This window comes from Streptomyces sp. NPDC013317, assembly GCF_055563155.1.
In genome coordinates this window covers 1-26248 of the sequence record NZ_JBVHDX010000010.1, presented here as the reverse complement: position 1 = coordinate 26248, position 26248 = coordinate 1, and the positions used below count along the sequence as shown (strand labels likewise).

At 67.8% G+C, this 26248-nt stretch carries 30 protein-coding genes; all 30 read left to right on the top strand.

What is annotated here, in order from left to right:
* A complete protein-coding gene (locus ACZ3IJ_RS24490; RefSeq protein ID WP_467471481.1) occupies positions 1-1311 on the top strand; it encodes a hypothetical protein in 1311 nt (436 codons plus the stop codon).
* Positions 1308-3488, top strand: a complete 2181-nt coding sequence (locus ACZ3IJ_RS24485; protein WP_467471479.1) for an FtsK/SpoIIIE domain-containing protein — start codon at positions 1308-1310, stop codon at positions 3486-3488. Before ACZ3IJ_RS24490 ends, ACZ3IJ_RS24485 begins: the two co-directional genes overlap by 4 nt.
* Positions 3489-3661: 173 nt before the next feature.
* The gene (locus ACZ3IJ_RS24480) at positions 3662-4096 is read left to right on the top strand and encodes a hypothetical protein (RefSeq protein WP_467471477.1); all 435 of its coding nucleotides are present in this window, start codon (positions 3662-3664) and stop codon (positions 4094-4096) included.
* Between the two features lie 10 nt (positions 4097-4106).
* Positions 4107-4271: a hypothetical protein gene (locus ACZ3IJ_RS24475; RefSeq protein ID WP_467471475.1), complete on the top strand. Its 165-nt coding sequence runs from the start codon at positions 4107-4109 to the stop codon at positions 4269-4271.
* Between the two features lie 319 nt (positions 4272-4590).
* Positions 4591-4815, top strand: a complete 225-nt coding sequence (locus ACZ3IJ_RS24470) for a helix-turn-helix domain-containing protein (protein ID WP_467471473.1) — start codon at positions 4591-4593, stop codon at positions 4813-4815.
* An 84-nt stretch (positions 4816-4899) separates the two neighbouring features.
* Positions 4900-5178, top strand: a complete 279-nt coding sequence (locus ACZ3IJ_RS24465; protein WP_467471471.1) for a hypothetical protein — start codon at positions 4900-4902, stop codon at positions 5176-5178.
* A gap of 15 nt (positions 5179-5193) precedes the next feature.
* A complete protein-coding gene (locus ACZ3IJ_RS24460) occupies positions 5194-5583 on the top strand; it encodes a hypothetical protein (protein ID WP_467471469.1) in 390 nt (129 codons plus the stop codon).
* An 8-nt stretch (positions 5584-5591) separates the two neighbouring features.
* Positions 5592-6617, top strand: coding sequence for a hypothetical protein (locus ACZ3IJ_RS24455; protein ID WP_467471468.1), 1026 nt, complete (start codon positions 5592-5594; stop codon positions 6615-6617).
* Entirely contained in the window at positions 6611-6910 is a 300-nt protein-coding gene (locus tag ACZ3IJ_RS24450) for a hypothetical protein (protein WP_467471466.1), read from the top strand. The genes ACZ3IJ_RS24455 and ACZ3IJ_RS24450 overlap by 7 nt, the downstream gene beginning before the upstream one ends.
* Before the next feature lie 21 nt (positions 6911-6931).
* Positions 6932-7222 (top strand): HNH endonuclease, encoded by a 291-nt coding sequence (locus tag ACZ3IJ_RS24445; RefSeq protein ID WP_467471464.1) that lies wholly within the window; start codon positions 6932-6934, stop codon positions 7220-7222.
* A gap of 4 nt (positions 7223-7226) precedes the next feature.
* Positions 7227-7376, top strand: a complete 150-nt coding sequence (locus ACZ3IJ_RS24440; protein ID WP_467471462.1) for a hypothetical protein — start codon at positions 7227-7229, stop codon at positions 7374-7376.
* A 26-nt stretch (positions 7377-7402) separates the two neighbouring features.
* Positions 7403-7846: an AAA family ATPase gene (locus ACZ3IJ_RS24435; RefSeq protein WP_467471460.1), complete on the top strand. Its 444-nt coding sequence runs from the start codon at positions 7403-7405 to the stop codon at positions 7844-7846.
* Positions 7847-8319: 473 nt separating this feature from the next.
* Entirely contained in the window at positions 8320-8943 is a 624-nt protein-coding gene (locus ACZ3IJ_RS24430; RefSeq protein WP_467471458.1) for an HNH endonuclease, read from the top strand.
* Positions 8944-9143: 200 nt separating this feature from the next.
* Positions 9144-10637, top strand: a complete 1494-nt coding sequence (locus ACZ3IJ_RS24425; RefSeq protein WP_467471456.1) for a terminase — start codon at positions 9144-9146, stop codon at positions 10635-10637.
* Positions 10634-10819, top strand: coding sequence for a hypothetical protein (locus ACZ3IJ_RS24420; RefSeq protein ID WP_467471455.1), 186 nt, complete (start codon positions 10634-10636; stop codon positions 10817-10819). Before ACZ3IJ_RS24425 ends, ACZ3IJ_RS24420 begins: the two co-directional genes overlap by 4 nt.
* Entirely contained in the window at positions 10816-12159 is a 1344-nt protein-coding gene (locus tag ACZ3IJ_RS24415) for a phage portal protein (protein WP_467471453.1), read from the top strand. The genes ACZ3IJ_RS24420 and ACZ3IJ_RS24415 overlap by 4 nt, the downstream gene beginning before the upstream one ends.
* Positions 12159-13145, top strand: coding sequence for an HK97 family phage prohead protease (locus ACZ3IJ_RS24410; protein ID WP_467471451.1), 987 nt, complete (start codon positions 12159-12161; stop codon positions 13143-13145). Before ACZ3IJ_RS24415 ends, ACZ3IJ_RS24410 begins: the two co-directional genes overlap by 1 nt.
* On the top strand, positions 13145-14632 hold the full coding sequence (locus tag ACZ3IJ_RS24405) for a phage major capsid protein (protein WP_467471449.1): 1488 nt from the start codon (positions 13145-13147) through the stop codon (positions 14630-14632). The genes ACZ3IJ_RS24410 and ACZ3IJ_RS24405 overlap by 1 nt, the downstream gene beginning before the upstream one ends.
* Before the next feature lie 67 nt (positions 14633-14699).
* Positions 14700-15017 (top strand): hypothetical protein, encoded by a 318-nt coding sequence (locus tag ACZ3IJ_RS24400; RefSeq protein ID WP_467471447.1) that lies wholly within the window; start codon positions 14700-14702, stop codon positions 15015-15017.
* Entirely contained in the window at positions 15014-15427 is a 414-nt protein-coding gene (locus tag ACZ3IJ_RS24395) for a hypothetical protein (protein WP_467471446.1), read from the top strand. Before ACZ3IJ_RS24400 ends, ACZ3IJ_RS24395 begins: the two co-directional genes overlap by 4 nt.
* A gap of 15 nt (positions 15428-15442) precedes the next feature.
* Positions 15443-16258: a hypothetical protein gene (locus tag ACZ3IJ_RS24390; protein WP_467471444.1), complete on the top strand. Its 816-nt coding sequence runs from the start codon at positions 15443-15445 to the stop codon at positions 16256-16258.
* Complete coding sequence (locus ACZ3IJ_RS24385; RefSeq protein WP_467471442.1) at positions 16258-16725, top strand: hypothetical protein; 468 nt, start codon at positions 16258-16260, stop codon at positions 16723-16725. Before ACZ3IJ_RS24390 ends, ACZ3IJ_RS24385 begins: the two co-directional genes overlap by 1 nt.
* Positions 16726-16754: 29 nt before the next feature.
* The gene (locus ACZ3IJ_RS24380; RefSeq protein ID WP_467471440.1) at positions 16755-17003 is read left to right on the top strand and encodes a hypothetical protein; all 249 of its coding nucleotides are present in this window, start codon (positions 16755-16757) and stop codon (positions 17001-17003) included.
* A gap of 3 nt (positions 17004-17006) precedes the next feature.
* Complete coding sequence (locus ACZ3IJ_RS24375; RefSeq protein WP_467471438.1) at positions 17007-17993, top strand: phage tail tube protein; 987 nt, start codon at positions 17007-17009, stop codon at positions 17991-17993.
* Positions 17994-18006: 13 nt separating this feature from the next.
* On the top strand, positions 18007-18519 hold the full coding sequence (locus ACZ3IJ_RS24370; protein WP_467471436.1) for a hypothetical protein: 513 nt from the start codon (positions 18007-18009) through the stop codon (positions 18517-18519).
* A gap of 9 nt (positions 18520-18528) precedes the next feature.
* On the top strand, positions 18529-19062 hold the full coding sequence (locus ACZ3IJ_RS24365) for a hypothetical protein (RefSeq protein WP_467471434.1): 534 nt from the start codon (positions 18529-18531) through the stop codon (positions 19060-19062).
* A gap of 79 nt (positions 19063-19141) precedes the next feature.
* Positions 19142-22834, top strand: a complete 3693-nt coding sequence (locus tag ACZ3IJ_RS24360) for a hypothetical protein (RefSeq protein WP_467471431.1) — start codon at positions 19142-19144, stop codon at positions 22832-22834.
* A gap of 5 nt (positions 22835-22839) precedes the next feature.
* On the top strand, positions 22840-25176 hold the full coding sequence (locus ACZ3IJ_RS24355) for a phage head spike fiber domain-containing protein (RefSeq protein ID WP_467471429.1): 2337 nt from the start codon (positions 22840-22842) through the stop codon (positions 25174-25176).
* A gap of 13 nt (positions 25177-25189) precedes the next feature.
* Positions 25190-25618 (top strand): hypothetical protein, encoded by a 429-nt coding sequence (locus ACZ3IJ_RS24350; RefSeq protein WP_467471428.1) that lies wholly within the window; start codon positions 25190-25192, stop codon positions 25616-25618.
* On the top strand, positions 25615-26118 hold the full coding sequence (locus tag ACZ3IJ_RS24345; RefSeq protein WP_467471426.1) for a hypothetical protein: 504 nt from the start codon (positions 25615-25617) through the stop codon (positions 26116-26118). Before ACZ3IJ_RS24350 ends, ACZ3IJ_RS24345 begins: the two co-directional genes overlap by 4 nt.
* Positions 26119-26248: the final 130 nt, after the last annotated feature.

The following is a 26248-nucleotide window of genomic DNA, read 5'->3' as shown; positions in this document are numbered from 1 at the left end:
GTGGGTACCGCCATCGACAGGGTCAACGGCCACGCCGTTACCGAGTCCCGGTTCGACCCGGTCGCGCTCGCCGAGGCGGACGCCATCCGGAGCCGCACCGAAGCCGAAGCCAAGGCGATCCTCATCGAGGCCGAGGGCAAGGCCAAGGCCGAGCAGCTCCTCGCCGCCGAGGAAGCCGAGAAGCAGCGCATCGCCAACGAGCGCGCCAACATGCGGCTGGAGAAGGAGAAGGCCGACCACGACGCGCACCTTGCGAAGAAGGCCGCGGAGAAGGCCAAGTCGGATGCGGAGAAGGAGCGCGCCGAACAGGCCGAGGCCGAGCGGGAGGCCGACGAGGCTGCCCGTGCCAAGGAGCAGCAGCGCAGCGAGAAGTTGTGGCGGTGGGGCGCCTACGGCATCTACGCCGTCGGTCTTGTCATCGCCGCCCCGGTTCAGTTCCTCGCCTTCTGGGATGAGGAGCGTCCGTTCATGGTGGCCGCCCCTGCGCTACTTGAAGGCCTCGCGCTCGTTCTTGCCTGTGGAGCCGCGTGGGCGGTCGCCCACCGGCGGGATGTGCTGCCGTACCGGATCGGCATCATGCTGGGCGCCGCGGTCGCCGCGACGATCAACCTGTGGCACGGAGTCACCGACCCCGAGATCGGTCTCAACGCCGGCCTCATCGGCGCCCTCGCCTCCCTCGGCGGGCCGATCGTCCTCATGGCCTACGAGCACGGCATCGCGCAGAAGGCCGACGGCATCCCCTCCGCCCGCGAACGGCGCGCCGCACGGCGGGCCAAGGCGAAGGAGGAAGCAGCCCGGCAGAAGTCGAAGGCGGAGAAGGCTGCCGCGGAGACTGCCGCGCGCGAGGCCAGGCGGGTTTCGGAGCTGCGCGAGTCGGAGGAGCAGAAGCGGCGCGACGACGACCGTCGCAAGACCCACGGAGACGTGTGGAACGTGGCCGATGCCCTGCGCTCTGCCCGCGGCTCGGCTGTCGTCACCGAGGCGATCTGGAGTGAGGCTTGGTACCGGGTAACCGGCTCCAAGGTGGTCGGCATCACGGCTGAGATCGAAGCGCAGTCGAAGGCCGCTCAGGCCCGCATGAAGGTGGCGACGGACGTTCCGATAATCGGTGACTTCTCGCAGGTCAGTTCCCAAAAGGACCCGCGCCCGAAGAAGGACCCGAACGCCCCCGACGGACGCCGCTTCAACGGGGGAACCCCGCCCCGCCGCGTGCCTGGTGACACCCCGGCCTACAGCGGCATCGCGAAGAAGCAGGCCGCCCTCGAACAGAACTCCGCCAGCCGCTCCGCCTTCTCCGAGGAGACGTCGTGACCATCGAGACCCTGCCCGGCGCGACCCCCGACCCCGAGTGGGACCGGCTGGTCGCCAACTATGGGGCCACATACAAAGAGCCCGCGCCCGCCGACCCGATGGCCGACCTTCCGCTGGTGCCCGCCTGGACGCGCACCACCGGCGGCTGGAAGGACCGTGGCGGCGCGGCCCGTCTCAACTCCACCCGCGCCTTCCGCCGCTGGGTCCGGCGGCAGGCCACCGAGCACGGCCACACCTCCCAGATCGGCCGCGGCCTGCGCCGCACCTTCATCTGGATCCAGGGCGTCGAAGGCACCCAGGTCGCCGTCGCCAAGCACGAAGCCCGACGCGCCCACCACGACTACAAGGCCGCCAAGTGGGCCCACGACAAGCGCCTCATCCCCGGCAAGGAGAAGGACAAGCGCCGCAGCGACATGGACAAGGCATCCACCGGGTCCGTGTCCGCGATGGCCGGCTACAAGAAGGCCCGCAACGAGGCCCGTACCAAGCGGGCCCTCCGCGGGGCCGCCGCCCTCGCCCCCATAGCTGCCGTCGAGGGCGCCGGCCTGTACCTGATCGGTACGCCCGGCGGGATCCTCGCCACCGGCTCCGCCCTTGTCGCCTTCGCCCTCATGGGCCGCCGTACCGACGACGGGCAGGTCTACAACGACCGCACCGCCAAGATCGGCGACGGCGACCGCATGACCGACGACATGATCGACCGGGCGTTCCGCGACGCCGGCATCATCCGAGGCGACCAGGCCGTCATCTTCCGCAGCCCCGTCATCCAGGACGGCAAAGCCTGGCTCGTCCACATCGAGGTCACCGGCAGCGTCACCGTCGACGACGTCCGCAAGAAGAACAAGCAGCTCGCCTCCGCCCTCGGCACCCAGAGCCACCAGATGGACATTCGCCACGAGGGCCGCGAGGACCACCTCAGCCTGTGGGTGTCCATGACCGACCCGTTCGGCAGGGCCATCCACAACCCGCTGATCGGCACCAGCGACAAGGTCAACGCCTGGCGTGACGGCCTGCCGCTCGGCTTCGACAAGCGCGGCTCGATCGTCCTCGCCACCATCTCCGACTACAGCCTCCTCGTCGGCGGCGCGACCCGCTCCGGCAAGGGCATGGCCGTCGCCAACATCCTCGTCGGCGCCATGCTCGACCCCCGGATCCGTGTCCGCCTTTTCGACGGCAAGGGCACCGGCGAGTACGTCGGCATCGCCAGCAGCCTCGACACGTTCGTCCGCCGCAACCCTGAGCGGCTCCTCGCCTTCCTCAAGGTCCTCGCGGCCGAGCTGGAGAGGCGTACCGAGATCCTTGTCGACCTCGGCGTCTCCAAGGCCACCGAGGAACTTCTCGAAGAGCTCGGCGGGATCGAACTCGTCATCGTCGACGAACTCGCCACCTACACAGTCAAGGGCGGCCTCAACGGCCAGCACGCCGAAGAGATCGTCGAACTCCTCGCCCAGATCGCCGCCGTCGGCGCCGCCGTCGGCATCGTCCTCATCCTCGCAACCCAGGCGCCCAAGGTCGACGTCGTGCCCTCCCGCCTTCGCGGCAACTGCGCCGGAAAGTGGGCCATGCGCGTCGAGTCGGCCGCTGCCTCCAACGCCATCCTCGGCGACGGTGCGGCGGGTGACGGATACGACGCGAGCGAGATCCCCAACTCCAAGGCGACGCGGGGTCGCGGCTGGCTCACCACGCCCGACACCGGCTTCATCGAGGCCCGCAGTCTGTTCGTCGACGTTGAGAGCGGGGACCTCCGCAAGGCGGCCAAGGCCGGTCTTGAACTCCGGCAGGCCGTCGGCCGGGTCCCTGGCCAGTACCCCGACCCCATCGAGGATCAGCTCGCCGAGGAGACCGGCATCTCCATGACGGCCGGCGGACCCACAGGCAAGGGCACCGCCGTCCAGGCGGAGCGTGAGGCCGACGTCCTCGACCACCTCATCAAGGCAGCGACCGCAACCGGGCAGGAGAACCTGTCCCGCGCCGAAGCGTTCGCCCACCTCGCCCACGTGGACGCCGAGTTCGTTCGCGGGGACGACGAAGCGGACGCGGCCTACGCCACCCGAGTCGGCAGCCTCCTCAAGGCCCGCCTCGACGCAATCGGCGTAGAGCTGCCTGTTGCCACCGTTCAGCGCGGCACGCAGCGCCCCCGCGGCTGGCGACTCGAAGACCTCCTCGCCGCCCGATAGATACCGATTCGTCGGCTGCTTGCAGGGTGCGTGAGCCTGCATACGTCCAGGTCAGAGGGTGCATGCAGGATGCGCACCCCGCCTGGAGGCTGCATGACCGCACGCAGTCTCCCATAGCGGCAGACACCCACCAAGCAGACCCCAAACCGCCACAAACCCACCTCGAGGAAGCCATGTCCACCGACCAGGCCCAGCAGCTCATCACCGCCGTCGAAGAAGCCCTCCAGCCCGCCACCAGCTACCGCGACGACAGCCCCCTCCCCGTCGTCGGACCCACCCCGCCCGTCGCCCAGCCCGGCCGGCCCCCGATGAGCAGCAAGGCCGTCGACGACACCGCCCGCATGATCGGCGCCAGCATCCTCATCGCCACCACCGGCGGCGCCACCACCGGCATCCTCTGGGCCTCCGGACTCGCCGACCCCGTCGTCGTCGCGCTCCTCGCCGGCGCACCCACGGCACTCGTGCTCGCCGTCAGCCGCCTCGTCAGCCGCGCGCGGCAGACCGTCACCGGCGACACCCACAACTACTTCAGCGGCAACGTCCAGCAGACCAACACGACCGTCACGTCGCACAGCACGTGGCTCGGCAAGACCACCAACCAGCTCTGAGGAGGCAGGCATGAGCAGCGGCCCCAGCCCCAGCAAGCCCCCCAAGCGATGGTCCGGTATGGCGGACAAGCGGCCCGGCGGGCGGTACTACTTCCGCTCCCGCCCCAACACCGCACCCCGCAGCAGCGAGTACTTCGACACCCAGCGCAAAGAGATCAAGCGCAAGGACTCCTAGACCGACCGGCCCTCGCCGCCCGCGGGGGCCGACGGCGTTGCCCGAGCCAGCCACCGGCCCGTGCCCGACGACTCCGTCGGCGCCAACACCGGCCGCAGACCGAAGTCGCGGCACAAGCGCTCCAACTCCCGCTGGCACTCCGGCAGGGAATCCGACTGCACCGTGAACACCGTCGCCATAGCAGGCAGTCTGTCGCAAGGAAAGGCCCTGGAGAGGGAGAACTTGACATCAGGACAGACCGAAGCCATGATCTGCTCAAATAGAACTTCTGCGCTTTTGAGGCCGCCCCCGGGCGGTCTTTCGCGTTTCAGGAGGTGCCATGCCCTGGCTAGTTGCCGCCGAGGATGCCGCCTACTACGCCGGCCGCCCCGTCGGAACCATCTGGCGATGGGCCTCCGAAGGCCGACTACCCAAGGTCGGGACAGGCAAGAAGGCCCTGTACGACGTGTCAGCCCTCGATAAGGCCATACGAGACGAACAGACGCTGGCGCTCCTGGAGCCCGGCAGGGTCCCGCCACTGCCTACAGGAGCAAAGGCCGCGTAGGTAACAGAACGGAGACACCGCCTCCGCTCACCCCGCCACGGTCGCATGATGAGCCCTCTCATCACGCAACGTCCTGGGGGGACTATGCGACGCATCATCGCCACGGCCTTTGCAGCTCTGCCGCTCGCTCTCGTTGTCGGCTGCAGCTCCTACAGCGCCGAGGACTGCCAGAAGGCCCTCACCGAGTCGTCCACGAAGACGAATCGGCCCACCGAATGCCAGGAGCTCAGTCAGGACGACTACGACACCCTGCTGACCGGCTACGCGCTGAAGAAGGCCCTCGACGGCATGAGCAAGGAAGACCAGGACCTCCTCGACTACCACGACGACGGTTCGATCAACGACAGCATCATGGGCGACTGAGCCAAGGAGGCACCGATGGCAAGTGCCCTGTACCCGTCCTTCAAGCAACTCCTCCTGGGCGGCGACATCGACCTTGCCGCCGACGACATCCGCCTCGCCATCGTGGACACCGCGGACTACACATACAGCGCCGCCCACGACTTCCTCGACGACGTTCCTGCTGGCGCCCGTGTGGCGGTGTCCTCCGCCCTCGGATCCAAGACGATCACGAACGGCGTCTTCGACGCGGCCGACGTCACGCTCAACGCCGTCACCGGAGACAGCGTCGAAGCCATCGTCCTGTACAAGCACACCGGCAGCGACGCCACCGCCTCGTTGATCGCCTACATCGACGGCGTCTCCGTCACACCCAACGGAGGCTCCGTCCAGATCCAGTGGGACGCCGCCGGCATCTTCGCCCTGTGAGGTGAGCCGTGGCCGTAGGTCAGCTCACCCACCTCGCTGACGCCGTCACCCTGTCGACCAACAGCTCGGCGTCCGTCACAGTCCCCAATGACGGCAGCGTAGTCGTCGGCGACCTGCTGCTCGCCGCTTGCGTTATGCCGTCCGGCTCACGCACGTTCGCGATCAGCGGCGGCGCAGGTGCGTGGGCAAGCCTCGGCACCGCCATGCAGGCCGGCCACATGTCCCAGCTGTGGTGGCGGATCGCTGAAGCCGGAGACCTGGCCGCAGTCATCACAGTGACCCCGAACACCGGCAACATCCGCCAGGTACTCCTCCTCGGCCGGATCCGCGGCGCTCTGGCGTCCAACCCGGTCACGGCGGCCACGAACACGTCCGCTGCCGCCGCTACGAAGACCACACCCTCTCTCGGCTCCGTGGGTCCGGCCTGCCGCGAGATAGGTGTCGTCTGGGACTCGCGCGGTGCCACCAGCCCGAACACGTCCGCATGGACCGCCCCAAGCGGTCACACGCGGCGCGGACAGGCCTTCACGACCGCAGGCTCCGGCTCATGCTCAGGAGCATGGGGAGACTCGGACACCACCGGCTCCGGGACCTTCGGATCTCGCATCTGGTCGGCAGACCAGTCGGCACTCGGCTCGGCCTGGACTCTGGCCATCGCCCCTGGCGAGCAGACCGTCAGCCCGGCCCGCATCGCGTCCACTGCAACGCTCGCAGCACCCGCCATGGCGCCAGGCACGGCCACGCTGCAGCCCAGCCTCGTCGGGCCTGCGGCAGCTGTATACGGGTCCTCGCTGACGCCTGGAGCGGTGACGCTCTCCCCGGCGGCCATCGCGGCCACGACGGTCGTACAGGCACCATCGCTGACTCCGGGACCCGTCACACTGGCTCCAAGCCGCGTCGCAAGCACAGCGACCGTCGGCGCCCCTTCACTGGGCGCATTCGACGTGGACATCACGCTCACCGTCGGCCGCCCGGAAGCCCGATGGGCGGTCGACAAGCCGGCCTGGAGATGGGAGGTCGGCGCCCCGTGGTGATCCCCGCCAGCAGCCTTGAGTACCTCAGCGTGACCGTCACCGCGTCACCCGCCGACGTCGTCCTCACAGGGACGACACCACGCTTCGCGTTCCTTCTGACCACGAGCCGGTCCAACCCCACGTCGGGCGACTGGATCGACGGAGAGTGGGACGGCGACAACACGGCCCGCATCCTCATCGGCCCCTCGGGCGACCGGACACTGACCCGCGGCAGTTGGAACGTCTGGGTCAGCATCAATCCACCGAACGACGAGCTGGTCGTCCGAAACGCAGGCGTACTCAACGTCACCTGAGTGAGGGAGCGGCGGTGACGCATGGCCGGCAACCCCCGCAACGGGTCCCGCTATCGGCGCCTCCAGGCGCAGCAGCGCGCCCTGGGTCTGCCCTGCTGGTGGTGCGGCCACGACATCGATTACACGATCACGGGCCTCGAAGCGCAGAGATCCTCGTGGGCCTTCACCCTCGACCACTACAGCCCCGTGTCGAAGCGGCCGGACCTGCTCCTTGACCCCGCCAACGCCCGCTCAGCACACCGACGATGCAACTCGGCCAAGGGTGACAGGATGGGCCGGAGCGCACCACAGCGAGCTTCCCGGAGGTGGTGACCGTATGACCTCGGACGAGGCGATAGCCAACGCTGTGCGCATTCTCCAAGCTGCTGAGGGCGAAACCAACCTCGCCCTCATGGAGCGCCTCGATGAACTTGCCTGCTCGTGGCTGACCGTAGCCAACCTGCTGAGTGAGCGCGAGCGGGCTTGAGGAACCCACGCAAGGGGTGACGCGCCGTGGCGCTCCATGTCATCACCGGCCCGCCGGCCGCAGGGAAGTCCAGTTGGATCGCGGCACGCGCCAAGCCGACCGACATCGTCATCGACCTGGACCGCATCGCCCTCGCATTGGCAGGACCTGGGGCGCCGCAGTGGCAGCACGACGAGACCCTGCTGAAGGTTGCTCACCGTGCACGCTTCGCAGCCATCGACGAGGCGATTCAGCACCGCGACAAGGTCGACGTGTACCTCATCCACACCATGCCCAGCGCCAAGGCCCTGGCTCGCTACCACCGCCTCAACGCCAAGGTTGTAGCGGTAGACCCAGGCAGGGACGTCGTGATGCAGAGGGTCAGGGACATGCGGCACGACGGCATGCTGGCCGTGGCTACACGCTGGTACAACCAGCAGGCCAAGCGCGGAGCATACAGCGTGACTCGCCAGTCATCACGCTCGTGGTGAACTCGCGAAACTCACTCGACGTGATCGAGCACGGCATGACTGCATGTCGCTGGTCGCAGTCAGCGTGGACGAGCGGGAGCCGGGTTGTTGCCGGCGACAGCGCTGACGGGGTTGGCAGCGCGCGGCGTTACGGCGAGCGACTGGATCACGCGATTCCTGGCTGAGCAGCCTGGATCGTGCCCGCCGATCACGGCGGGAGGGGGGCCTCGGGTCATCGTGAAATTCGGAGGACCCGGCGACCCAACCGCCCTTCTCGCCGGGATCCCTCCCCTTGATTTTTTCCTGGCGATCTTGAATTTCAATTTTAGCAACAGTCACTCTCCGTAATCATCGAGATGTGACGTTAAGTCACTTAATGCGCGGTGACTCCTTGTAGTCGCCCTTGATCACAGAATGGCGCCCGCCGTTGATCCCGGCGGGAAGGAAGGCCCGAGTCTCCCGGCTCGGGCCTTCCGCATTTCCGGGAGTCGAACATGATCGGTGTCAAGTCCTTCACTTGCCTCGACTGCGGGTCGACCGGCGAGCAGCAGACCAGGGGGCGTGCCCGGCTCCGATGCACCCCCTGCAATCGAGTGCGTCAAGCAGACCTCGAGTCGGCGCGAGAACGACCCCCTCGCCGACAGGCAACGCTTCCCGTGGCCTCCTGTAGCGGCTGCAGCAAGGTGTACCAACCGCGTCGCCGCGACCAGCGTTGGTGCTCGGGACAGTGCAAGAACGCCCACTACAACGGGCTCTTCCGCGAGTCCGGGGCACTCTCCACTGAGGCTCGTGAACGCCAGCGGCTGTACTGGCAGGCGAAGTGCCGACGCCGTCGCGCAGCCAAGCGAGGAGGCGCTTCAGAGCGGTACTCGCTGCCAGAGATAGCCGAGCGCGACGCCTTCCGCTGTCAGCTCTGTGGAGGGCGAGTTCCGATGGACGTCAAGGTCCCCAACGCCTCGGCTCCGACGATCGATCACGTCGTCCCCGTGTCGCGGGGAGGGGATGACACCAGGGCGAACGTCCAGCTGGCCCACTTTCGCTGCAACAGCGCCAAGGGGGCCCGCGACGTACAGCGGATGTCGCTAGCTGCTCTGGAGGTCGGCAATGGGGCCTGTTGAGGAAGGCGTAGCCGCGGACATCGAGCGACTCGGGCTGGATTCGACCGCTTCCGGGCTTGCCGCTACTGCGCTCGTACTTGCTCGAGCTCTCGACGGTGCTGACGAGCCGCGGGAGGCCGCGGTCGTAGGCAGGGAACTGCGCGCGGTGCTGGCACAGATGGGCGTGAAGCCGGCTGTGGCGCCGAGGAAGGACGTCGTCGATGAGCTCAGTACTCGAAGGCCCAAGCGCCGCCGGGCGTGAGCTGCTCGGCCATCAGCGTCCTCGGATCCTGTCGGTGCCGGAGAGCTACTCCTCGCTCGGGCAGCAGGCGATCGACCTGGCGGCCCATGCCGGACTGCAACTTGATCCGTGGCAGCAGTTCGTTCTCGATCAGGGCCTTGGCCTGAAGGAGGACGAGAAGCACTGGGCGGCCTTTGAAGTTGGGCTCATCGTGAGCCGTCAGAACGGCAAGGGTGCGGTGTTCGAAGCTCGCGAGCTTGCCGGGTTGTTCATCTTCAAAGAGCAGATGATCATCCACACTGCTCATGAGTTCAAGACGGCCCAGGAGGCCTTCCGGCGCATCCTCACGCTGATCGAAAACACCGATGAGTTGCGCCGCCGAGTGGCACGCGTCAGGACCTCGCACGGCGACGAAGGCGTTGAGCTGCTTAGCGGCCAGCGGCTTCGTTTCCTGGCCCGCTCCGGGGGCTCCGGGCGTGGATTCAGCGGCGACTGCGTCATCATGGACGAGGCGATGATTCTGGGTGACTCGGCGATGGGCGCCCTTCTGCCGACGATGGCGGCGAGGCCGAACCCCCAGCTCTGGTACGCCGGTTCGGCTGGAATCGGCCCTCTGTCGACCCAGCTGGCTCACGTGCGACGCCGAGGGCTCGAAGGGGACGATCCTTCCCTGGCCTTCTTCGAGTGGAGTATCGACCCCCACGTGGCGGAGTGCTCCATGGGGTGCTCGGAGCATGATGATCCTGCGGACCCGCAGGCGTGGGCCAAGGCGAACCCTGGCCTCGGAATTCGCATCACCCAGGACTATGTCGCCCGTGAGCGGCCCGCTATGGGCGCTGCGGTTTTCGCTCGTGAGCGGCTCGGTGTTGGCGAGTATCCGTCCGACTCGGCAGACACCTGGTCGGTTATCGGCGAGGATGCCTGGCGGGCGCTGGCGGATGGCGAGTCGAGCGCGGCAGATCCGGTGGCGTTCTCTATCGACATGACCCCTGAGCGGTCTCATGCGTCGATCTGTGTTGCCGGGGCGAACGGTTCGGCGGTCCACGTGGAGGTGGTGGAGAACCGGCCCGGCATGGACTGGGTGGTTGAGCGGGCCCGTGACCTGCATGAACGCTGGTCCCCGCGCTGCTGGGTGGTGGATGCGGGGGGCCCGGCCGGCTCTCTTATAGCCGATCTGGAGCGCGCTCTGGATATCACCGTGCTGTCACCGAAGGTGCGCCAGTACGCGCAGGCGTGCGGCTCTTTCTTCGACGCCGTGGCATCCAGCGACATCGTTCATCTGGACCAGGCACCCTTGTCGACCGCGCTGGCGGGTGCGAGGAAGCGCGACCTGGGCGAGGCCTGGGCCTGGGCCCGCAGGGGTGTCGGCGTGGACATCAGTCCGCTGGTGGCCGTCACTCTGGCCCGCTGGGGCCTGACTGCCGAAGTCGAGGAGCCCGAGGAGGAGGTGGAGCCGTGGGCCGCATACGGATGAGCAGCAAGAGCCTGGCTCGCTGCGGCGTGCTAGTCGGCGGCCTTGTCGCCGCAGTTGGCGTGGGCCTCGCACTGGACCTCGCTGCGGCCCTGATGACGGGCGGCACCGTCTTCGCGTCCTGGTGCCTCTTCCTGCCTGATGTCGTGCCCTCCGAGGGCGGCAGGAAGGCGGGCCGGCCGTGACGAGCCTGTGGCGGATGATCCGAGACCGCCCTCGAGAGCCGGAGCGCGCGATCTCAACGATCGAGGACTACGCGTCGGCCCTTGAGGCGTCTCTGGGGTACGGAGCGTGGTCCTCCCAGGGCGTGACGATGACACAACCGGGGCAGGCCGCAGAGAAGGCGCCGGGCGACTTCCCGGGCTATGCCCAGCTCTTTGCGACGAATCCGATCGTCTGGGCCTGCATGGTGGCCCGCCAGTCGGTCTTCTCATCGGTTCGATTCACGTGGCAGCGCCTGAACGGCGGCCGACCGTCCGAGATGTTCGGCACCACAGACCTCTCGCGGCTGGAGCAGCCGTGGGTCGGCGGGACGACTCAGGACCTGCTGGCGCGTGTGATCCAGGACGCCGACCTGGCGGGCAACTCGTACTGGACGGGGGATGGCCCGGAGCTGGTCCGTATGCGGCCGGACTGGGTGCAGATCGTCCTGGAGCGCCGCGAGATGCACGGCGGTGTCCTTGGGTGGCGCCGGTACGGCTACCTGTACCAGGAGCCGGGCGAGGAGCCGGTGTTCTTGTGGCCGAACGAGGTTGCGCACTTCGCTCCCACTCCGGATCCGCTGGCGACGTTCCGCGGCATGTCGTGGCTGACTCCAGTCCTGCGGGAGACGCAGACCGATGGTCTGATGGTGCGCCATAAAAGGGCGTTCCTGGAGAACGCTGCGACGCCGAATATCGTGGTCCGGCTCGCCCGTGAGGTTACGCCGGAGGCCTTCGAGAAGTTCAAGGCCAAGATGGACAGCGGCCACCGCGGCGTCGAGAACGCCTACAAGACCCTCTATCTCGGCGGTGGGGCGGACGTCACAGTCGTCGGGAAGGACTTTCAGCAGCTGGACTTCGCGAAGGTTCAGGCAGCTGGGGAGACACGCATCGCTGCCGCCGCCGGCACGCCCCCGATCATCGTGGGCCTCTCCGAAGGCCTGCAGGCTGCGACTTACTCGAACTACGGCCAGGCAAGACGCCGATTCGCGGATGGCACGATCCATCCCCTCTGGGGGAATGCTGCCGGGTCCTTCGCAACTCTTCTGCGGTCCCCAGGCACGGCCACCAGGCTCTGGTACGACCCTCGCGACGTCCCCTTTCTCCGCGAGGACCGGAAGGACGCGGCCGAGATTCAGGGCATCCAGACGAGGTCGATCCGCACGCTCGTGGATGCCGGCTACGTCCCGGAGACCGTCGTAGCGGCCGTGGAGGCCGAGGACATGACCCTTCTGAAGCACTCCGGCCTGTACAGCGTCCAACTCCAGAAGCCAGGCGGTAACGGGCCGCCGACCGAGCCCACACCACCTGAGGAGGGGACCTGATGGGCACCCTGCACCCCGCGGCGCGAGACCTGGAAAGGTCCGCGCCGTTCTCATTCCAGCGAGCCGACGACGATGGCGAGGGCGACGGCCGCAGCCTTACTGGCTATGCCGCGGTCTTCGGCCAGGACACCGAGATCGACTCCTGGGAGGGCCGGTTCACGGAGACGATCCGCAAGGGCGCCTTCCGCAAGACGATCCGCGAGTCGACGCCGGTGATGCAGTTCGATCACGGCCGGCACCCGCTGATCGGCTCCCTGCCGATCGGCTCGATCGTCGACCTTCGCGAGGACGACGAAGGCCTTTACGTTGAGGGGCGTATCACCGACAACTGGCTGATGCAGCCGGTCCGCGACGCCATCGCCGAGAAGACCGTGAACGGCATGTCCTTCCGGTTCGAAGTCGTCCGCGAGGAGTGGCGCGACGCGGCGGGCAAGTTGGTGAAGCCGGAGGAGGTTCTCGATCTCCTGTGGATGCCGGGTGACCGCGGTCCGCTGCGGCGGGAGCTCATCGAGCTGAAGTGCCGCGAGCTTGGTCCTGTCGTATTCCCTGCCTATGTCGGCACCTCCGTCAGCGTCCGCAGCGCTGGACTCGCTTCCGAGTTCGTTCGCAGTGACGAGATGGCGCGCCAGATCCGGCAGTCCCTTGCCAGGGATGCAGCTGTGCCGCAGGTCCCTGAAGACCCGGAGCTGCGTCGCGAGGTCGCGACCGCTCTGCTCTTTCCTACCGTGACGCGTGGCCCCCTGCAGAGGGCCGCCCGCGAGGCCGAGCCCCCCAACGGACACCCGGCCCCCGAGACCGACCCGAATGGCGCGCCGCTCGCGCGAGAGCACCCGCCAGCCCTCAGCACCACTGACGCGCCGCCCTCTGGTGGGCACCCGTCGACACCTGACAACGCCAGGCCGCCTTCCGTCCTTCGCGAACGAATCCGCGAGATCGCCGGGCTCATGAAGGACAGGCTGCCGCCCATCGAAGAGGACAAGGACTGATGGAACTTTCCCACTCTCAGGCGGTGATCCGCCTCCAGGACATCCAGGCAGAGCTTGAACGGCTCGGCGAGAAGGATGACCTCACGACTGAGGACGAGACGTCGTTCGACGAGCTCACCCGCGAGTTCGCCGAGGTCGACGGACACCGCCGCCAGCTGGAGCGCAAGTCCGCCCTCGAGCGCGTCCGCTCGGCAACCAAGACGACCGAACGCCGCCCGGCTGCCACTCAGGTCCGTGCCATCGGCGGCAGTTCGTCCGGCGACACCTACGGCAACGACCCGATCCTCAACCCGGACTCCGTTGAGGACTGCCGCTTCCGCAACCCCTGGGACCTCTCGCAGGTCCGCACCTTCGGCCAGTCGAAGGGACAGGTGGCTCGCGAGATGCGTGCCCGCGCCCTGTCGGCCATCACGAAGATGGGCGGCGCCAGTGACCGTGTCCGGTCCGCGGCCACCGACATCATCGAGAAGTGGGACGACGGTGACGGCCGGATCGCCCGTCACTGCCTGGCCACCAGCTCGCCCGAGTACCTGCGCGCCTGGTCGAAGGTCGCGGCCGGCAAGGGCCACATGATCACCCCGGACGAGCAGCGCGCCCTCGAGCGCGCCATGTCGCTCACCGACTCCGCCGGTGGCTACCTGGTCCCGTTCCAGCTCGACCCGACCGTCATCATCACGGCCAACGGATCCCGCAACCAGATCCGCCAGGTCGCCCGCCAGGTCGTCGCCACCGGCGACGTCTGGAACGGCGTCTCCTCTGGCGCCGTGTCCTGGAGCTGGGACGCGGAGGGCTCGCAGGTCTCGGACGACTCGACCACGTTCGCTCAGCCGACCGTTCCGGTCCACAAGGCGGCGGGCTTCGTCCCGATCTCCATCGAGGCCCTCGAGGACGAGGCCAACGTCACGCAGGAGGTCGCGAGGCTCCTGGCGTTCGGCCGCGACACCCTCGAGGCTGCGGCCTTCACCACCGGATCCGGCTCCGGCCAGCCCACTGGCATCGTGACCGCCCTCGCCGGCGGCTCGAGCGAGGTGGCGCCGACCACGGCGGAGACCTTCGCCGCGGCTGACATCTACAAGCTCGACAACGCCCTCCCGGCCCGCTACCGCGCTGGCGCGTCGTGGCTCGCCAACCGGGCGATCTACAACCTCATCCGCCAGTTCGACACCGGCGGCGGCGCGCAGATGTGGGAGCGCATCGGCGCTGACGTCCCGCCCGAGCTCCTGGGCCGCCCGGCCCTGGAGGCCGAGGACATGGACGGCGCGTTCGACGCTGCCGCAACGGCGAACAACTACCTGGCGGTGTACGGCGACTTCTCGAACTACGTCATCGCCGACCGGGTCGGCATGACAGTCGAGTTCATCCCGCACCTCGTGGGCGCCAACCAGCGCCCGACGGGCCAGCGCGGCTGGTACGCCTACTACCGGGTCGGCGCCGACAGCGTCAACGACGGTGCGTTCCGCATGCTCAACCTGGCCACCACCGCCTGACGGTCGCGAGCTCCACAGCGGGCCCCGCATTCCCGGGGCCCGCTGTGCTGCAGAGAGGAAGCAGAACATGGCTATCAAGCGGTGCAAGGCGGCATTCGCCGCCACAGTCAACGGGACGCCGCACATGTTCAAGGTCGGACAGCTCGTCGACGCCAGCGACCCTGTCATCAAGGGGCGCGAGGCCCTCTTCGAGGATGTGGAGACCTACATGTCCGACCGGTCGGCGTCCCGCGTGGAGAGCGCCACGGCCGAGCCGGGAGAGAAGCGTTCCGTCGGCAGGCCAGCAGTCAAGAAGACCGCGGCGCCCGTGAAGAAGGCGCCGGAATCCGAGCCGAAGGCCGAGAGCAAGCCCGAGGACAAGAGCGCTGGCGGAGGTGCCAAGTGAGGTCGAGCCTCTACAACGTCGCGCTGGCCAAGTCGACGATCCTGCCTGCCGCAGCGCGGACTACGGGCGCGACGGGCACGACCGTGGACCGGATGACCGACGAGGGCGGATTCCGTTCCGCACTGGTCGTCATGCATGCCGGGGTCGTCACCGACGGTACGCACACGGTCGAGGTTCAGGACAGCCCGAACGGCTCGGACTGGACGGCCGTGGCTGACCAGTTCCTGCAGGGCACCGAGCCCGCGCTGACATCGTCGAACGACGAGCGGATCCACGAGATCGGCTACACCGGCCACCAGAGGTACCTGCGTGCCGTCGTGACCGCGTCGGGTTCCCCGTCCACGGGCGGCCTCTACTCGGCGGTGATCCTGCTGGGCTGGCCGCGGAAGATGCCCCCGTCGAGGGCGTAAGGGTGGTGGCGGGGAGTGCCTTACGACCTTGGCGGGACCGTGCGCCTTCAGGCCGACTGCAGGGATGCCGCAGGCGCTCTCACCACTGCTGCAGCGGTGTCGCTGACGATCACCCTGCCTGACGGAACGGTTGCGTCGCCGACTGTGGCGGCGCCCGTTCAGGCTGGCGACTACGTCCACGACTTCGTGACCGCGCAGGCGGGTCGGCATACGGTCCGCTGGGTCTTCACGTCGCCAGCGGACGCATATACGGATTCGTTCGACGTCCGGGAGTCGGCGCCACCAGGGATTTTGTCTCTGGCGGACGGGAAGCGACACCTCAGTAAGACTGATACCACGCAGGACGACGAGATCCGCAGCTGGATCGAGTCCATCACTGCCGGCATCGAGGGCTATTGCGGGCCTGTCATTGTCCGGACGGTGGTTCAGCGAGTGGACTTCCGCCGGGCATCGGCAATCGCTCTGCGAGCGACTCCTGCGATCGAGCTCGTCTCTGTGTCGGCGCTGCTGAGCGGTGGCAGCGGCTATGAGATCGGCGACCTGGACCTGGACCCGGACACCGCCATCGTGCGTCGCCTCGACGGAGGCGCGCTCGCCGGTCCGCTGATCTTCACATACAAGGTGGGGCGCCCGATCGTGCCGGCGGCGCTCACCTCGGCTGCCCGCATCATCCTGCAGCACCTGTGGCGGACCAGGCAGGGGCCGACGCGACCTCAGCGCGGGACGCAGGATTTCGATGTGAGCGAGCCGATGCAGGGGTTCGGCTATGCGATCCCGAACCGCGCGCTCCAGCTGATGGAGCCGTACCGACTGCCGCCGGCGGTGGGCTGATGGCTACCTCTGCTGTACCGGGCGCGATCGCGGCGCTCTTGGACATCCTCCGCGCCGCACCAGGCCTGGAGGGTGTCCAGGTCGCTGACGGGCCGCCCACGACCGACCAATCCGATCCCGAGCTGATCGCTGTCGGCTGGACCCCGGAAGGGGACCTTTCTGCCGAGGTGGCTCAGGACTTCAATGCCGCGGGCGCACGAACGCGTAATGAAGACTTCGACATCTCCTGCTGGCTGGACGTCTGGAGCGGGGACGAAGACTTCGCGCCTTGCCGCTCGCGGGCTTACGAACTCCTCGGCGTAGTCGAGGACCTGATCCGCTCCTCTGGCGGAGCGCCGACGGCTCCGACCCTCAACGGGGCAGTGCTGTGGGCGCACCTGACCCGCTACTCCCTGAGGCAGTCGTATGGCGATGGCGGCGTTCACGTGAGCCTGCCGTTCGTCATCTCCTGCCGCGCCCGAATCTGACCACCCCCTTCCGATCAAGGAGTACAGCGATGGCGCGTGTGCGCTTCATCGGCCCGGAGCCGGTCACCGTGCCGGAGCTGGGCGGACGAGAGATCCACCCTGACCAGCTCGTCGAGGTACCGGACAACCGGTTCGAGGCCTACGTCTGCCAGCCCGAGAACTGGAAGGCCGTCGAGGAACCGAAGCGGGCGTCTGCCCCTGCGAGTGCGGCGCCTACGGATAGCGAGCCGGCCGCACCGAAGAAGACCGCGGCCAAGTCCGCAGCGAAGGAGGGCTGATCCATGGCGATCGGTTCCGGGCTTGGAGCCCAGATCGGCATCGCGGCCGAGTCGACCTATGGCACCTACGTGGCGCCGACACGCTTCGTCGAGTTCACCAAGGAATCGCTGGTCCTGAAGAAGACCACCGCACAGTCCAGCGGCATCGCGGCGGGCCGCCTGATGGCGCTGTCGTCGCGACGCGTGGTGACGCAGCGCGAGGTGTCCGGTTCCCTAGAGATGGAGGTCACCAACAAGCGGATGGGCCTGCTGCTCCAGGCCCTCATGGGCACTACGGTGACGCCCGCCCAGCAGGAGGCGACGACCGCCTACCTCCAGACCCACACCCTGGCGGACGTGTTCGGGAAGAGCCTGACGATTCAGAAGGGCGTGCCGCTCACCACGGGCACGGTGACGGACAAGTCGCTGGTCGGCTGCAAGATCATCTCTGCCGAGTTCTCCTGCGAGCAGGGTGGCATGCTCACTGCGTCGTTCGAGATCGACGGCCGTGACTGTGACGAGGGTCAGACCCTGGCGTCCGCGAGCTACGTCTCGATGTCTCCGTTCCACTTCGGGCAGATGGGCGTGAAGGCTGGCACCTTCGATTCGGAGGCTGCGCTCGACGGCGTCCGGAAGGCCAGCCTCAAGATCGAGCGTGCGCAGGCCGTGGACCGCTTCTACGCCAACCAGTCCGCCCTGAAGGCCCAGCCCATCTCCAACGACTTGGTGAAGATCACCGGCAGCCTGGAGATGGACTACGTCGCCACCACGGTCGACGACCTCCACACCTCGGACGGCGCCACGTCCCTCATCTGGGAGTTCATCGGCCCGGTCATTGAGGACGACTACAACGAGATGATCCGGTTCAAGCTCCCCGCGATCAAGATCGACGACGCGCCCCCGACTGTCGATGGGTTCGAGGTCATTCGCCCCACGTTCAACTTCACCGCCCTGTACGACGGCACAAACGCTGTCGCCATCGAGTACATGTCCGTCGACACCACGGTGTGACAGGGGGTAGGTCATGGCCGTCGGCTCGGTACAGATCACCGGCACCGGACAGCTCGTCGAGCTGTCCCGTCGCCTGCACGCCGCCGGCGGCCCCCGGCTCAAGCAGAATTTCTCCCGCCGCATCCGCCGCGCGGCTGAGCCCCTCAAGAGCGACATGCAGCAGACCATCCGGGGCCTGACCATCACGTCCCAGCAGCGCCGCTCGGGCAGCCGAGGAGGTCCCTCACCGACGACCCGCCCCCTGCGGGCGACGATCGCCGAGGCAGTGAAGCTCTCGGTGCGCACGTCCAGCAACCCTGGCGCCCGTGTGTGGATCGACCGGTCTGCCCTCCCGTCCGACCTGCGCGGCATGCCGAAGGTCCTCAACGAGGGACGCGTCCGGCACCCCGTCTTCGGCAACCGGCGCCGCTGGGCGCAGCAGAGCACCACCCCCCTGTGGTGGGACAAGACCGTCCGCACCCACACCCCCCGCATGCAGGCCGAGGTCGCCCGAGTCCTCACCGATGTCCGCCAGTCCATCACCTAGGAGCACCCTTTGCTGATCGTGTACAGCCCTGCCGGCGGAGAGGCCGAGCACTTCGACCTGAAGAGCGTGCGCACCAATGAGGCCGCGATCATCTCCCGCACCGCCGACATGACCTGGAAGCAGGTCAAGGAGAGGCTGGGCGAGGACGATCCCGCCGCGATGCAGGTGGTGGCATGGGCACTGAAGAAGCGGTCCCAGCCCTCGCTGCGGCTGGACGACTTCGACCCGCTCATCGACGAGCTCGCCGTCCGACTCGACAAGGATGAAATCGAGGAGTGGGCGACCACTGCTGTCGAGGGGGCGGCAGGGCACAACCTCACCCCGGAGCAGGTGCTCCTGGCCCTCCAGATCATCGTCGACGTCGCGGTCGATCCTGACTGGGCGCGGGAGCTGATCCTCAAGCTCGCGTCGGCCCCAAAAGACCCGGCGGACCCAGACGCCGTGACACCGGCCCCCAGCGACCAGACCGAGGAATCGAAGCCGACCGAGCCCAGTACCTCGGACTCTTCGCCCACCTCCTCCACATCCCCGCCCCCGTCGTAGACGAGCTCCTGGTCGACGACTTCGAGAGCTACGTGCTGTGGATCGAGCAGTACCTCGCCGACCAGCGATCCGGGGGTGAATGATGGCGGAGCGCCTCACCTTCGTCCTCGACGGCCGCGACAACCTCTCCCGGGTCCTCGGTCATGCGGGAGACTCGGCGGAACGTCTGCGTCGTCAGATGGAAGACGCGTCCGACGGTTCCGGGCAGGCGCTCCTCACCCTGACCCGTGATGCCGACGGGCGCCTGCACGACCTCGAGGGCCGGTTCGTGTCCGTCGCGGATGCCGCGGCGCTCATGGGGCACGAGACCCAGGGGGCCGCCCGGCCGCTGGCGAACTGGTCGCGTGCTGCAGACGAGGCGCGCCGGCTGGGCAAGGAGCTGAAGTGGTCCTGGCTTGCCCTGACGCCCGCCGTGATCCCGATGACTGCCGCGCTGGCGCCGGTCGCATCAGCGACGGCGGCCGTGGGCGTGGGTATGGGCGTTCTCGCCATCGCGGCGGGCCGGCAGGTCGCGGCGATGATGGAGGCGTCGCAGGCGGAGAAGAAGTACACCGACGCCGTCGAGGAGCACGGCCGTAGCTCGGCCGAGGCGACGAAGGCGCAGGTCGCCTACGCCAAGACGATGGCGAAGCTGCCGCCGGCTTCACGTGAGGCCGCAGCTGCGCTTTCTGTGTTCAAGGACGAGTACAAGGCGTGGGCGGACTCCCTCGCCCCGGACACCACGAAGCCGCTCATCAAGGGCATGGGGCTGCTCCAGGGGATTTTCCCCAAGCTTTCCCCGACGGTTGCAGGCGCGGCCGATCAGCTCGACCGCCTCTTCACCATTGCTGGCGGCCGGGTCGCCAGCCCGGGGTTCGACACCTTCATGGCGAAGTTCGAGCGCTGGACCACGGGCACGATGGAGCGAGCCAACGACGCACTCGTTCGCTTCCTTCGCACCTCCGACCGCGACGGCTTCAACAACGGGCTCTCCAGATTCATGGACTTCGCCCGCGCTCAGGGCCCGGCGGTGTCGGCAACGCTGCGGGACCTCGGCCGCGCACTGATGAACGTTCTGGAAGCGGGCGCCGATGTCGGCGTTGGAATGCTCGCCGTGGTCCAGGCGATCAGCCACCTGATCGCAGCGGTGCCCCCTGGCGTACTCACGTCACTGATGCAGATGGCCATCGCGCTCAAGGCCGTAAGCATTGCCGCGGCGGGCCTTGCCGCGGCCCGCGTAGCCATGGCCGCATTTGCCGCGCAGATAGCTGCGACCCGCGCCGCAGCTGCGGGCGGTGCGGGGGCGATGGCCGCGTTCGGTGCCAGCGTCGGAGCAATGTCTCGCGCGACCAAGGTGGCGATCGCAGGCACCGGACTCGGCCTGCTGCTGATCCTGATGACGCAACTGTCTTCGGCGGGCAAGGGCGCCCCGGCAGACCTGGACAAGATGACGTCCAGCATCAGCCAGTTCGCCCGGACGGGGAAGGTCAGCGGCGAGGCCGCACGGATCCTGGGCGCCGACTTCGGCGAGCTCGAGACGTCGCTGCGCACCCTGTCCCGGCCGTCGAACTACGAGGGTGCGATCCAGTGGATCGGCGACCTCGTCGGAATGGACTCGGCTCCGGTCGGTGCGGCCAAAGAGCAGATCGGGGCCCTCGACGACGCTCTCGCGAACCTTGTTCGCAGCGGGAATGCGGAGCTCGCCGAGGCGGCGATCTCGAAGGTTGCCGGCCGGATGGGCAACCTGACTGAGTCGGAGCTGCGAGACCAGCTCACCAACTACAGCGAGACGATCAAGGACGTCGCCTTCGAGCAGGAGCTTGCCGCAGAGAGCATGGGACTCTTCGGGCAGCAGGCCCTGGCTACGAAGCAGAAACTGGACCAGCAGAAGATGGGCGCGGACGGCCTGCGCCAGTCGCTGCACGCCCTGAATGAGACGACCCTGAATGCCCGGTCCGCGAGCCGCGGCATGGAGGCGGCGATCGACGCCGCGAACGAGGCGCTCAAGAACAACGGCCGGACTCTCGACGACAACACCGCCAAGGGCCGTGCCAACAACCAGGCCCTCGACGAAATAGCCAGTACCACCATGAAGGCGGTCGAGGCCAAATACCAGGAGACCGGTTCCTGGGAAGAGGCCATGAAGGTCTGGGAGCGCGGACGCGGACAGCTCGTGTCGGTAGCCACACAGATCAACGGCAACGAGAAAGCGGCCCGGTCCCTGGCCGACCAGATTCTGCGGACGCCGGACAAGACCGCGATGTTGAAGGGCAACCTCGAGGACCTGCAGACCAAGCTAGCCGCGGCCAAGACGCAGCTCGGCAAGGTGCCGGACGCGAGGAAGGCGCAGGTCCGGGCGAACATCGCGCAGTTGGAAGCGCAGCTGGGCGAGGCGCGGCGGAAACTCGCCGCGATCGACGGCACCGTGGCCACGGCCTCGGTCATGGTGCAGTACCGGGCCTCGCACAGCGGTGCGTCGGACTTCGCCAAGTCCATCGGCGGATACGCCGGCGGCGGTACGCCGAAGGCCGGCGAGTGGGCGTGGGTGGGCGAAGAGGGCCCCGAGCTGGTGCATTTCGGGAGCAATGCCCGGGTCTACGACCACAGCACGTCCATGGCGATGGAGTCACAGGTTGGTGCCGGGCAGGATGTCGGCCGAGGCCTCATCGCCGGCATGACGTCGTCCCGGTCCGACGTGGATCGGGCTGCGCGGCTCATGGCGTCCGGTGTCGCCTCGGGCGTCCGGGCCGAGCTCCAGATCGCATCGCCGTCGAAGAAGATGCAAGCCCTGATGCGAGACGTCAGGGACGGCATCATCAAGGGGCTCACGGGATCGAAGTCCCAGATCCAGGCCGTGGCGAAGGATCTGGTCGCGGACATCTGGAAAGCGTGGGAAGGCACCAAGTCCACCAAGGACACCTCCCTGGTCAGGATGGTCAACCGGGAGCACGCCAAGCTGCAAAAACTGGCAAGCCAGCGGGATGCCCTCAAGACAAAGATCGCCGACGCGCAGAAGTTCCGGGCCGACACCCGCACGTCTGCGCGTGACTCGGCGTCGCTTTCGAGCCTGGGCCTGGACCAGGAGCAGGTCAACGCGGGCACCATCCGCGGCGGCCTCGGGCAGAAGCTCGCAAAGCTTCGCCAGTTCCACGCCGCAGTGAAGACGCTGGCGAAGCGGGGCCTGTCCAAGGGGCTGCTGAGTCAGGTGCTGGCGATGGGCCCGGAGAGCGGATTCGCCTACGCCAATGCTTTGGCGGGGATGACGACGACCGAGTTTAAGGACGTCAACAAGCTCCAGGCGCAGATCGACAAGGAGTCCGACAGTCTCGGCATGTCCGCTGCGGACGCCATGTACGACGCGGGGAAGAACGCCGGGAAGGGCTTCCTGACCGGCCTGACCTCGCAGCAGAAAGCCATCGAACAGCAGATGGTCACGATCGCCAAGGGCATGGAGAAGGCGATCAAGAAGGCACTCGGCATCAAGAGCCCTTCGAGGGTGGCGCACGGCATCGGCCTCAACTTCGGCCAGGGCCTGTCCGGTGGCACGCTCGACTCCCTGCCGGTGGTCGGCCGCGCCGCCGATGCTCTCGCCGGGCGGATGGCGGGCATCCGTCCGCTGCCCGGCCGGCCTGCCGCAGGGCGTCCGCTCGCTGCTGGTGCGGGCGGTGGCATGACCGTATACATCACGGTGACCGGGGCAATTGACCCCATGTCGAGTGCCAAGCAGATTCAGCGAGCTCTGCTGGAGCTGAGCCGGACGAGCGGCCAGACGATCACCTTGGGGGTGGGATGACCAGGGTGACCGTGCAGGCCGGGTTCGGGTACTCGGCCGTGGCTCCGGATCTCGCGTGGACCGACATCACGCGGTATGTGCGGATCGCGGGTGGTGGGAGGATTTCCATCACCCGCGGCGCCGCAGATGAGCTGTCCGATATCCAGACCGGAACGATGTCCCTGGAGCTGGACAACAGCGACGGCCGGTTCACCTCAGGCCGGGCGTCGTCGCCCTACTATCCGCACGTTCGCCGCAACTGCCCGATCAGGCTGATCAGCACCGTATTGGGCGGAAAGAACTACCTGACCCAACCTGGCTTCGAGGTCTCGGATAACGGCTGGGAGGAAGACCCTGAGGCTGAGCCGGACCTCGCCACCATCGACACCGATCATATCCGGTCCGGGACTTACGGCTTCAAGATCGGCTGGACCAACTCTGGTACCGGCGGGGTCATGCAGTGCCCGCTGTTCGGACTGACCATCGGCCAGGCCTACACCGCATCCGTGTACGTCTGGGTGCCGACCGGCGACCCGGCCGTGCGGCTAGACATCGATGGGGCCACGGTGGGGACGGCCTCGTCGCTAACCAACCAGTGGCAGAGGATCCACGTCACATGGACGGCCACGGCCGCCTCGCACCAGCTGCGAATTACGACCAACACCACGTCTCCGGCACTGGGGGATCTGGTGTGGCTGGACGAAGCACAGGTCGAGGAGGGAGCCTCGCCCACGACGTGGGATGGGACAGCCGCCACCCACCACCCAAGGTTCTTCGGCATGGTCACCTCCTGGCCGATGGCCTGGGAGGGCCTGCACTCCACGGTTCGGATCGTGGCGTCGGACATGATGAAGTGGCTCGGCAGACGGCCGGCGCTCGGGCCGATGCTCGTCGAGGAGATCCAGGGCGACGAGGCCCAGCTGTACTACCCACTGTCTGAGCCGAGCACCTCAGTGTCGGGCGGTGACCAGTCCGGCTATGCGCGACCGTCGCTGACCATCGGGCAGGCAGGCTCGGGCGGCACGCTCACGTTCGGGACGGGTGAGGGACCGTCGTCGGACGACCTGCCCGCACCTGAGTTCGCGCCGTCGAATAGCACCAACGGCAAGTTCCTCCGGTGCTTCGTCACTCCGCGACTCACCTCAGACGGGTCGACAGGGACGCCGATCCCAGGTGACCTGGCCCTGGAATGCTGGTTCTCGACGTCGACAACGGGCCGCGTCATCATGACGTGGTCTCTCGGCGCCGCTGTGGCGTTCGACTCCGGCATCTACTTCTACCTGGAGTCGGGCACTGGAAAGCTCAAGATCAACGAGTTCTTCCCGATCGGCAACACCTTGACCACGGTTGCCACGCCCAACCTCGCAGACGGGCAGCCTCACCACTTGGTGTGGGACGAAGCCGGGCACGACGTGTGGGTCGACGGTGTTCAATACGCCGTACCGACTGGTATCTGGCAGGACCTCGCTGTGCTGACCGTCGGCGCCACGTCGACCGGCACGGACTTGTGGGCGGGCACCATCTGTCACGTCGCCGCATACGTGCGCAACGGGGGCTTCCCGGCCATCTCCGAGCTCGTCGAGCACTACGCAGCCGGGATGACCGGGCACTCCGGCGAGTCGGCGTGGATCCGCATGTACCGCCTCGCCGGGTACGCCCGCATTCCTGGGGTCACACCGGAGGGGACGTTCTCCGTGGTGGCCTCGCAGGGGCAGCTCGGTTCGTCGGCCCTGTCGCACATGCGGGACGTCGAACGCACCGAGGGCGGGCGGCTGTTCGCCGACCGGGCATCCGCCTGGCTGATCTTCCAGAGCCGGACTGTGCGCTACAACCCTGCGCCGGTTGCCACGATCAAATACGCCGACCTGGAGACCGGCAATGTCGAGTTCTCCGACGACGACCAGAAGCAGGTCAACCTCGTCACGGCCACGCGGCCGGGCGGGGCGACCCAGCGGATCCAGGACGCCGAGTCGATCGAACTCGACGGCATCGCCGAGCAGCAACTCGACATCCTCAAGACCAGCGACTCCGAGGTCATCGACGCGGCCACCTGGCTCGTCGTCCGCTACGCCGACCCGCAGCCCGAGATGCGGCAGCTCCCTGTCGAGGCGTCGACGCTGAGCCTCGCCACCTACCGAGCCCTGCTGGACGCTGACATCTCCAGCGTGTTCACCGTCACCGACTTGCCCGACGAGGCGGCCTCCGCGTCGACGGTGGTCGTCGCCGAGGGCTACACCGAGAGCATCACCGAAGCTCAGCACATCCTCGATTTCCACACCTCGCGTGCGGACCTCGACGCGGTGTGGGTTCTCGATGACCCGGTGTACAGCGTGCTCGGCTCCTCGACCCGCCTGGCCTACTGAGAGGAGATTCCGCATGCGCCCTGTTCTACGGGCCGAGGACTTTTACCAGCCACCGCCACGCATGCGCGCCAACGCGTGGGAGCTGACGCCCCCTGCGATGCGGGCAGTCCGCTGGTACGAGGAGGTACAGCAGCGGCGGATCACCGTCACCGACGGTGTACTGCTCGGCCAGCATCTTTACGCCCGCGTCAACCACGGCCGTTGGGTGGCGGACTGCTCCTGCATGTCGGCGCAGGTCGTCACCCCTGCGGATCCCCGGATGTGGTGCGTCGAGTGCGGCACCGGCTGGTGGCAGCTGCGCTTCCCCGAAGAGCCGGAGGCGGTCGAGCAGGAGATTTCGCTGCTGCCGGTATCGGAGCGGAACTGGTGGCACCCAGACGACCCGGTCCGCATGCTCGCCCCGCCCGCACCTGAGCCTGACGAGCCGGAGGTCCAGCAATGACCCTTGCTACGCCGCGGACCTGGGTCGTCGGCGAGGTCGTCACGGCGGCCATGCAGAACGCCGAGATCCGCGACCAGTTCAACGACCTGATCGCTCCCTGGGTCGCCTACACCCCGGCGTGGGCGTCGACCGGTACCGCCCCCAACATCGGCAACGGCACGCTCGTCGGCTGGCACAAGGACATCGGGAAGACGTGCACGTCCCTTTGGGAGATGACCTGCGGGACGACGACCACCTTCGGTACTGGCACCTACTCGTGGTCGCTGCCGCACACCGCGAAGAACCCGTCCGGCTCCACCACCACCCTGGCCTACCTCGGGCACGCGCGCGGCCACGGCGCGGACTGGTACGCCGGCGTTGTCGGCGTCACGCGTGGCGGCAGCGTCGCGCGGGTCTATTCCCACAAGGAGTCGACGGAGTGGTCGCCGACGATGCCCGTCACATGGACAGCCGCGTCTACCCGCTACATCTCTGGTGAGGTCACCTACGAGATCGCCTGACCCTCGCCCGCCCCGCACGCCCCGCGCCGCCGGCCGGGGCATCTCAATAACCGGTGTCAAGCGGTAGGGGCATCGGCGTGGAGTGGGTGAAGGTGCGTTTGTCGCGCAGCATGGCCCACAGAACATCGAC

Excerpts from the sequence above, each read along its gene's own strand:
- ACZ3IJ_RS24470 (WP_467471473.1), top strand. The coding sequence starts at position 4,591 with ATGCCCTGGCTAGTTGCCGCCGAGGATGCCGCCTACTACGCCGGCCGC.
- ACZ3IJ_RS24370 (WP_467471436.1), top strand. The coding sequence starts at position 18,007 with ATGGCCGTCGGCTCGGTACAGATCACCGGCACCGGACAGCTCGTCGAG.
- ACZ3IJ_RS24430 (WP_467471458.1), top strand. The coding sequence starts at position 8,320 with ATGATCGGTGTCAAGTCCTTCACTTGCCTCGACTGCGGGTCGACCGGC.
- ACZ3IJ_RS24460 (WP_467471469.1), top strand. The coding sequence starts at position 5,194 with ATGGCAAGTGCCCTGTACCCGTCCTTCAAGCAACTCCTCCTGGGCGGC.
- ACZ3IJ_RS24360 (WP_467471431.1), top strand. The coding sequence starts at position 19,142 with ATGATGGCGGAGCGCCTCACCTTCGTCCTCGACGGCCGCGACAACCTC.
- ACZ3IJ_RS24445 (WP_467471464.1), top strand. The coding sequence starts at position 6,932 with ATGGCCGGCAACCCCCGCAACGGGTCCCGCTATCGGCGCCTCCAGGCG.
- ACZ3IJ_RS24345 (WP_467471426.1), top strand. The coding sequence starts at position 25,615 with ATGACCCTTGCTACGCCGCGGACCTGGGTCGTCGGCGAGGTCGTCACG.
- ACZ3IJ_RS24465 (WP_467471471.1), top strand. The coding sequence starts at position 4,900 with ATGCGACGCATCATCGCCACGGCCTTTGCAGCTCTGCCGCTCGCTCTC.
- ACZ3IJ_RS24400 (WP_467471447.1), top strand. The coding sequence starts at position 14,700 with ATGGCTATCAAGCGGTGCAAGGCGGCATTCGCCGCCACAGTCAACGGG.
- ACZ3IJ_RS24420 (WP_467471455.1), top strand. The coding sequence starts at position 10,634 with ATGAGCAGCAAGAGCCTGGCTCGCTGCGGCGTGCTAGTCGGCGGCCTT.
- ACZ3IJ_RS24425 (WP_467471456.1), top strand. The coding sequence starts at position 9,144 with ATGAGCTCAGTACTCGAAGGCCCAAGCGCCGCCGGGCGTGAGCTGCTC.
- ACZ3IJ_RS24350 (WP_467471428.1), top strand. The coding sequence starts at position 25,190 with ATGCGCCCTGTTCTACGGGCCGAGGACTTTTACCAGCCACCGCCACGC.
- ACZ3IJ_RS24380 (WP_467471440.1), top strand. The coding sequence starts at position 16,755 with ATGGCGCGTGTGCGCTTCATCGGCCCGGAGCCGGTCACCGTGCCGGAG.
- ACZ3IJ_RS24375 (WP_467471438.1), top strand. The coding sequence starts at position 17,007 with ATGGCGATCGGTTCCGGGCTTGGAGCCCAGATCGGCATCGCGGCCGAG.
- ACZ3IJ_RS24480 (WP_467471477.1), top strand. The coding sequence starts at position 3,662 with ATGTCCACCGACCAGGCCCAGCAGCTCATCACCGCCGTCGAAGAAGCC.
- ACZ3IJ_RS24410 (WP_467471451.1), top strand. The coding sequence starts at position 12,159 with ATGGGCACCCTGCACCCCGCGGCGCGAGACCTGGAAAGGTCCGCGCCG.
- ACZ3IJ_RS24385 (WP_467471442.1), top strand. The coding sequence starts at position 16,258 with ATGGCTACCTCTGCTGTACCGGGCGCGATCGCGGCGCTCTTGGACATC.
- ACZ3IJ_RS24475 (WP_467471475.1), top strand. The coding sequence starts at position 4,107 with ATGAGCAGCGGCCCCAGCCCCAGCAAGCCCCCCAAGCGATGGTCCGGT.
- ACZ3IJ_RS24405 (WP_467471449.1), top strand. The coding sequence starts at position 13,145 with ATGGAACTTTCCCACTCTCAGGCGGTGATCCGCCTCCAGGACATCCAG.
- ACZ3IJ_RS24440 (WP_467471462.1), top strand. The coding sequence starts at position 7,227 with ATGACCTCGGACGAGGCGATAGCCAACGCTGTGCGCATTCTCCAAGCT.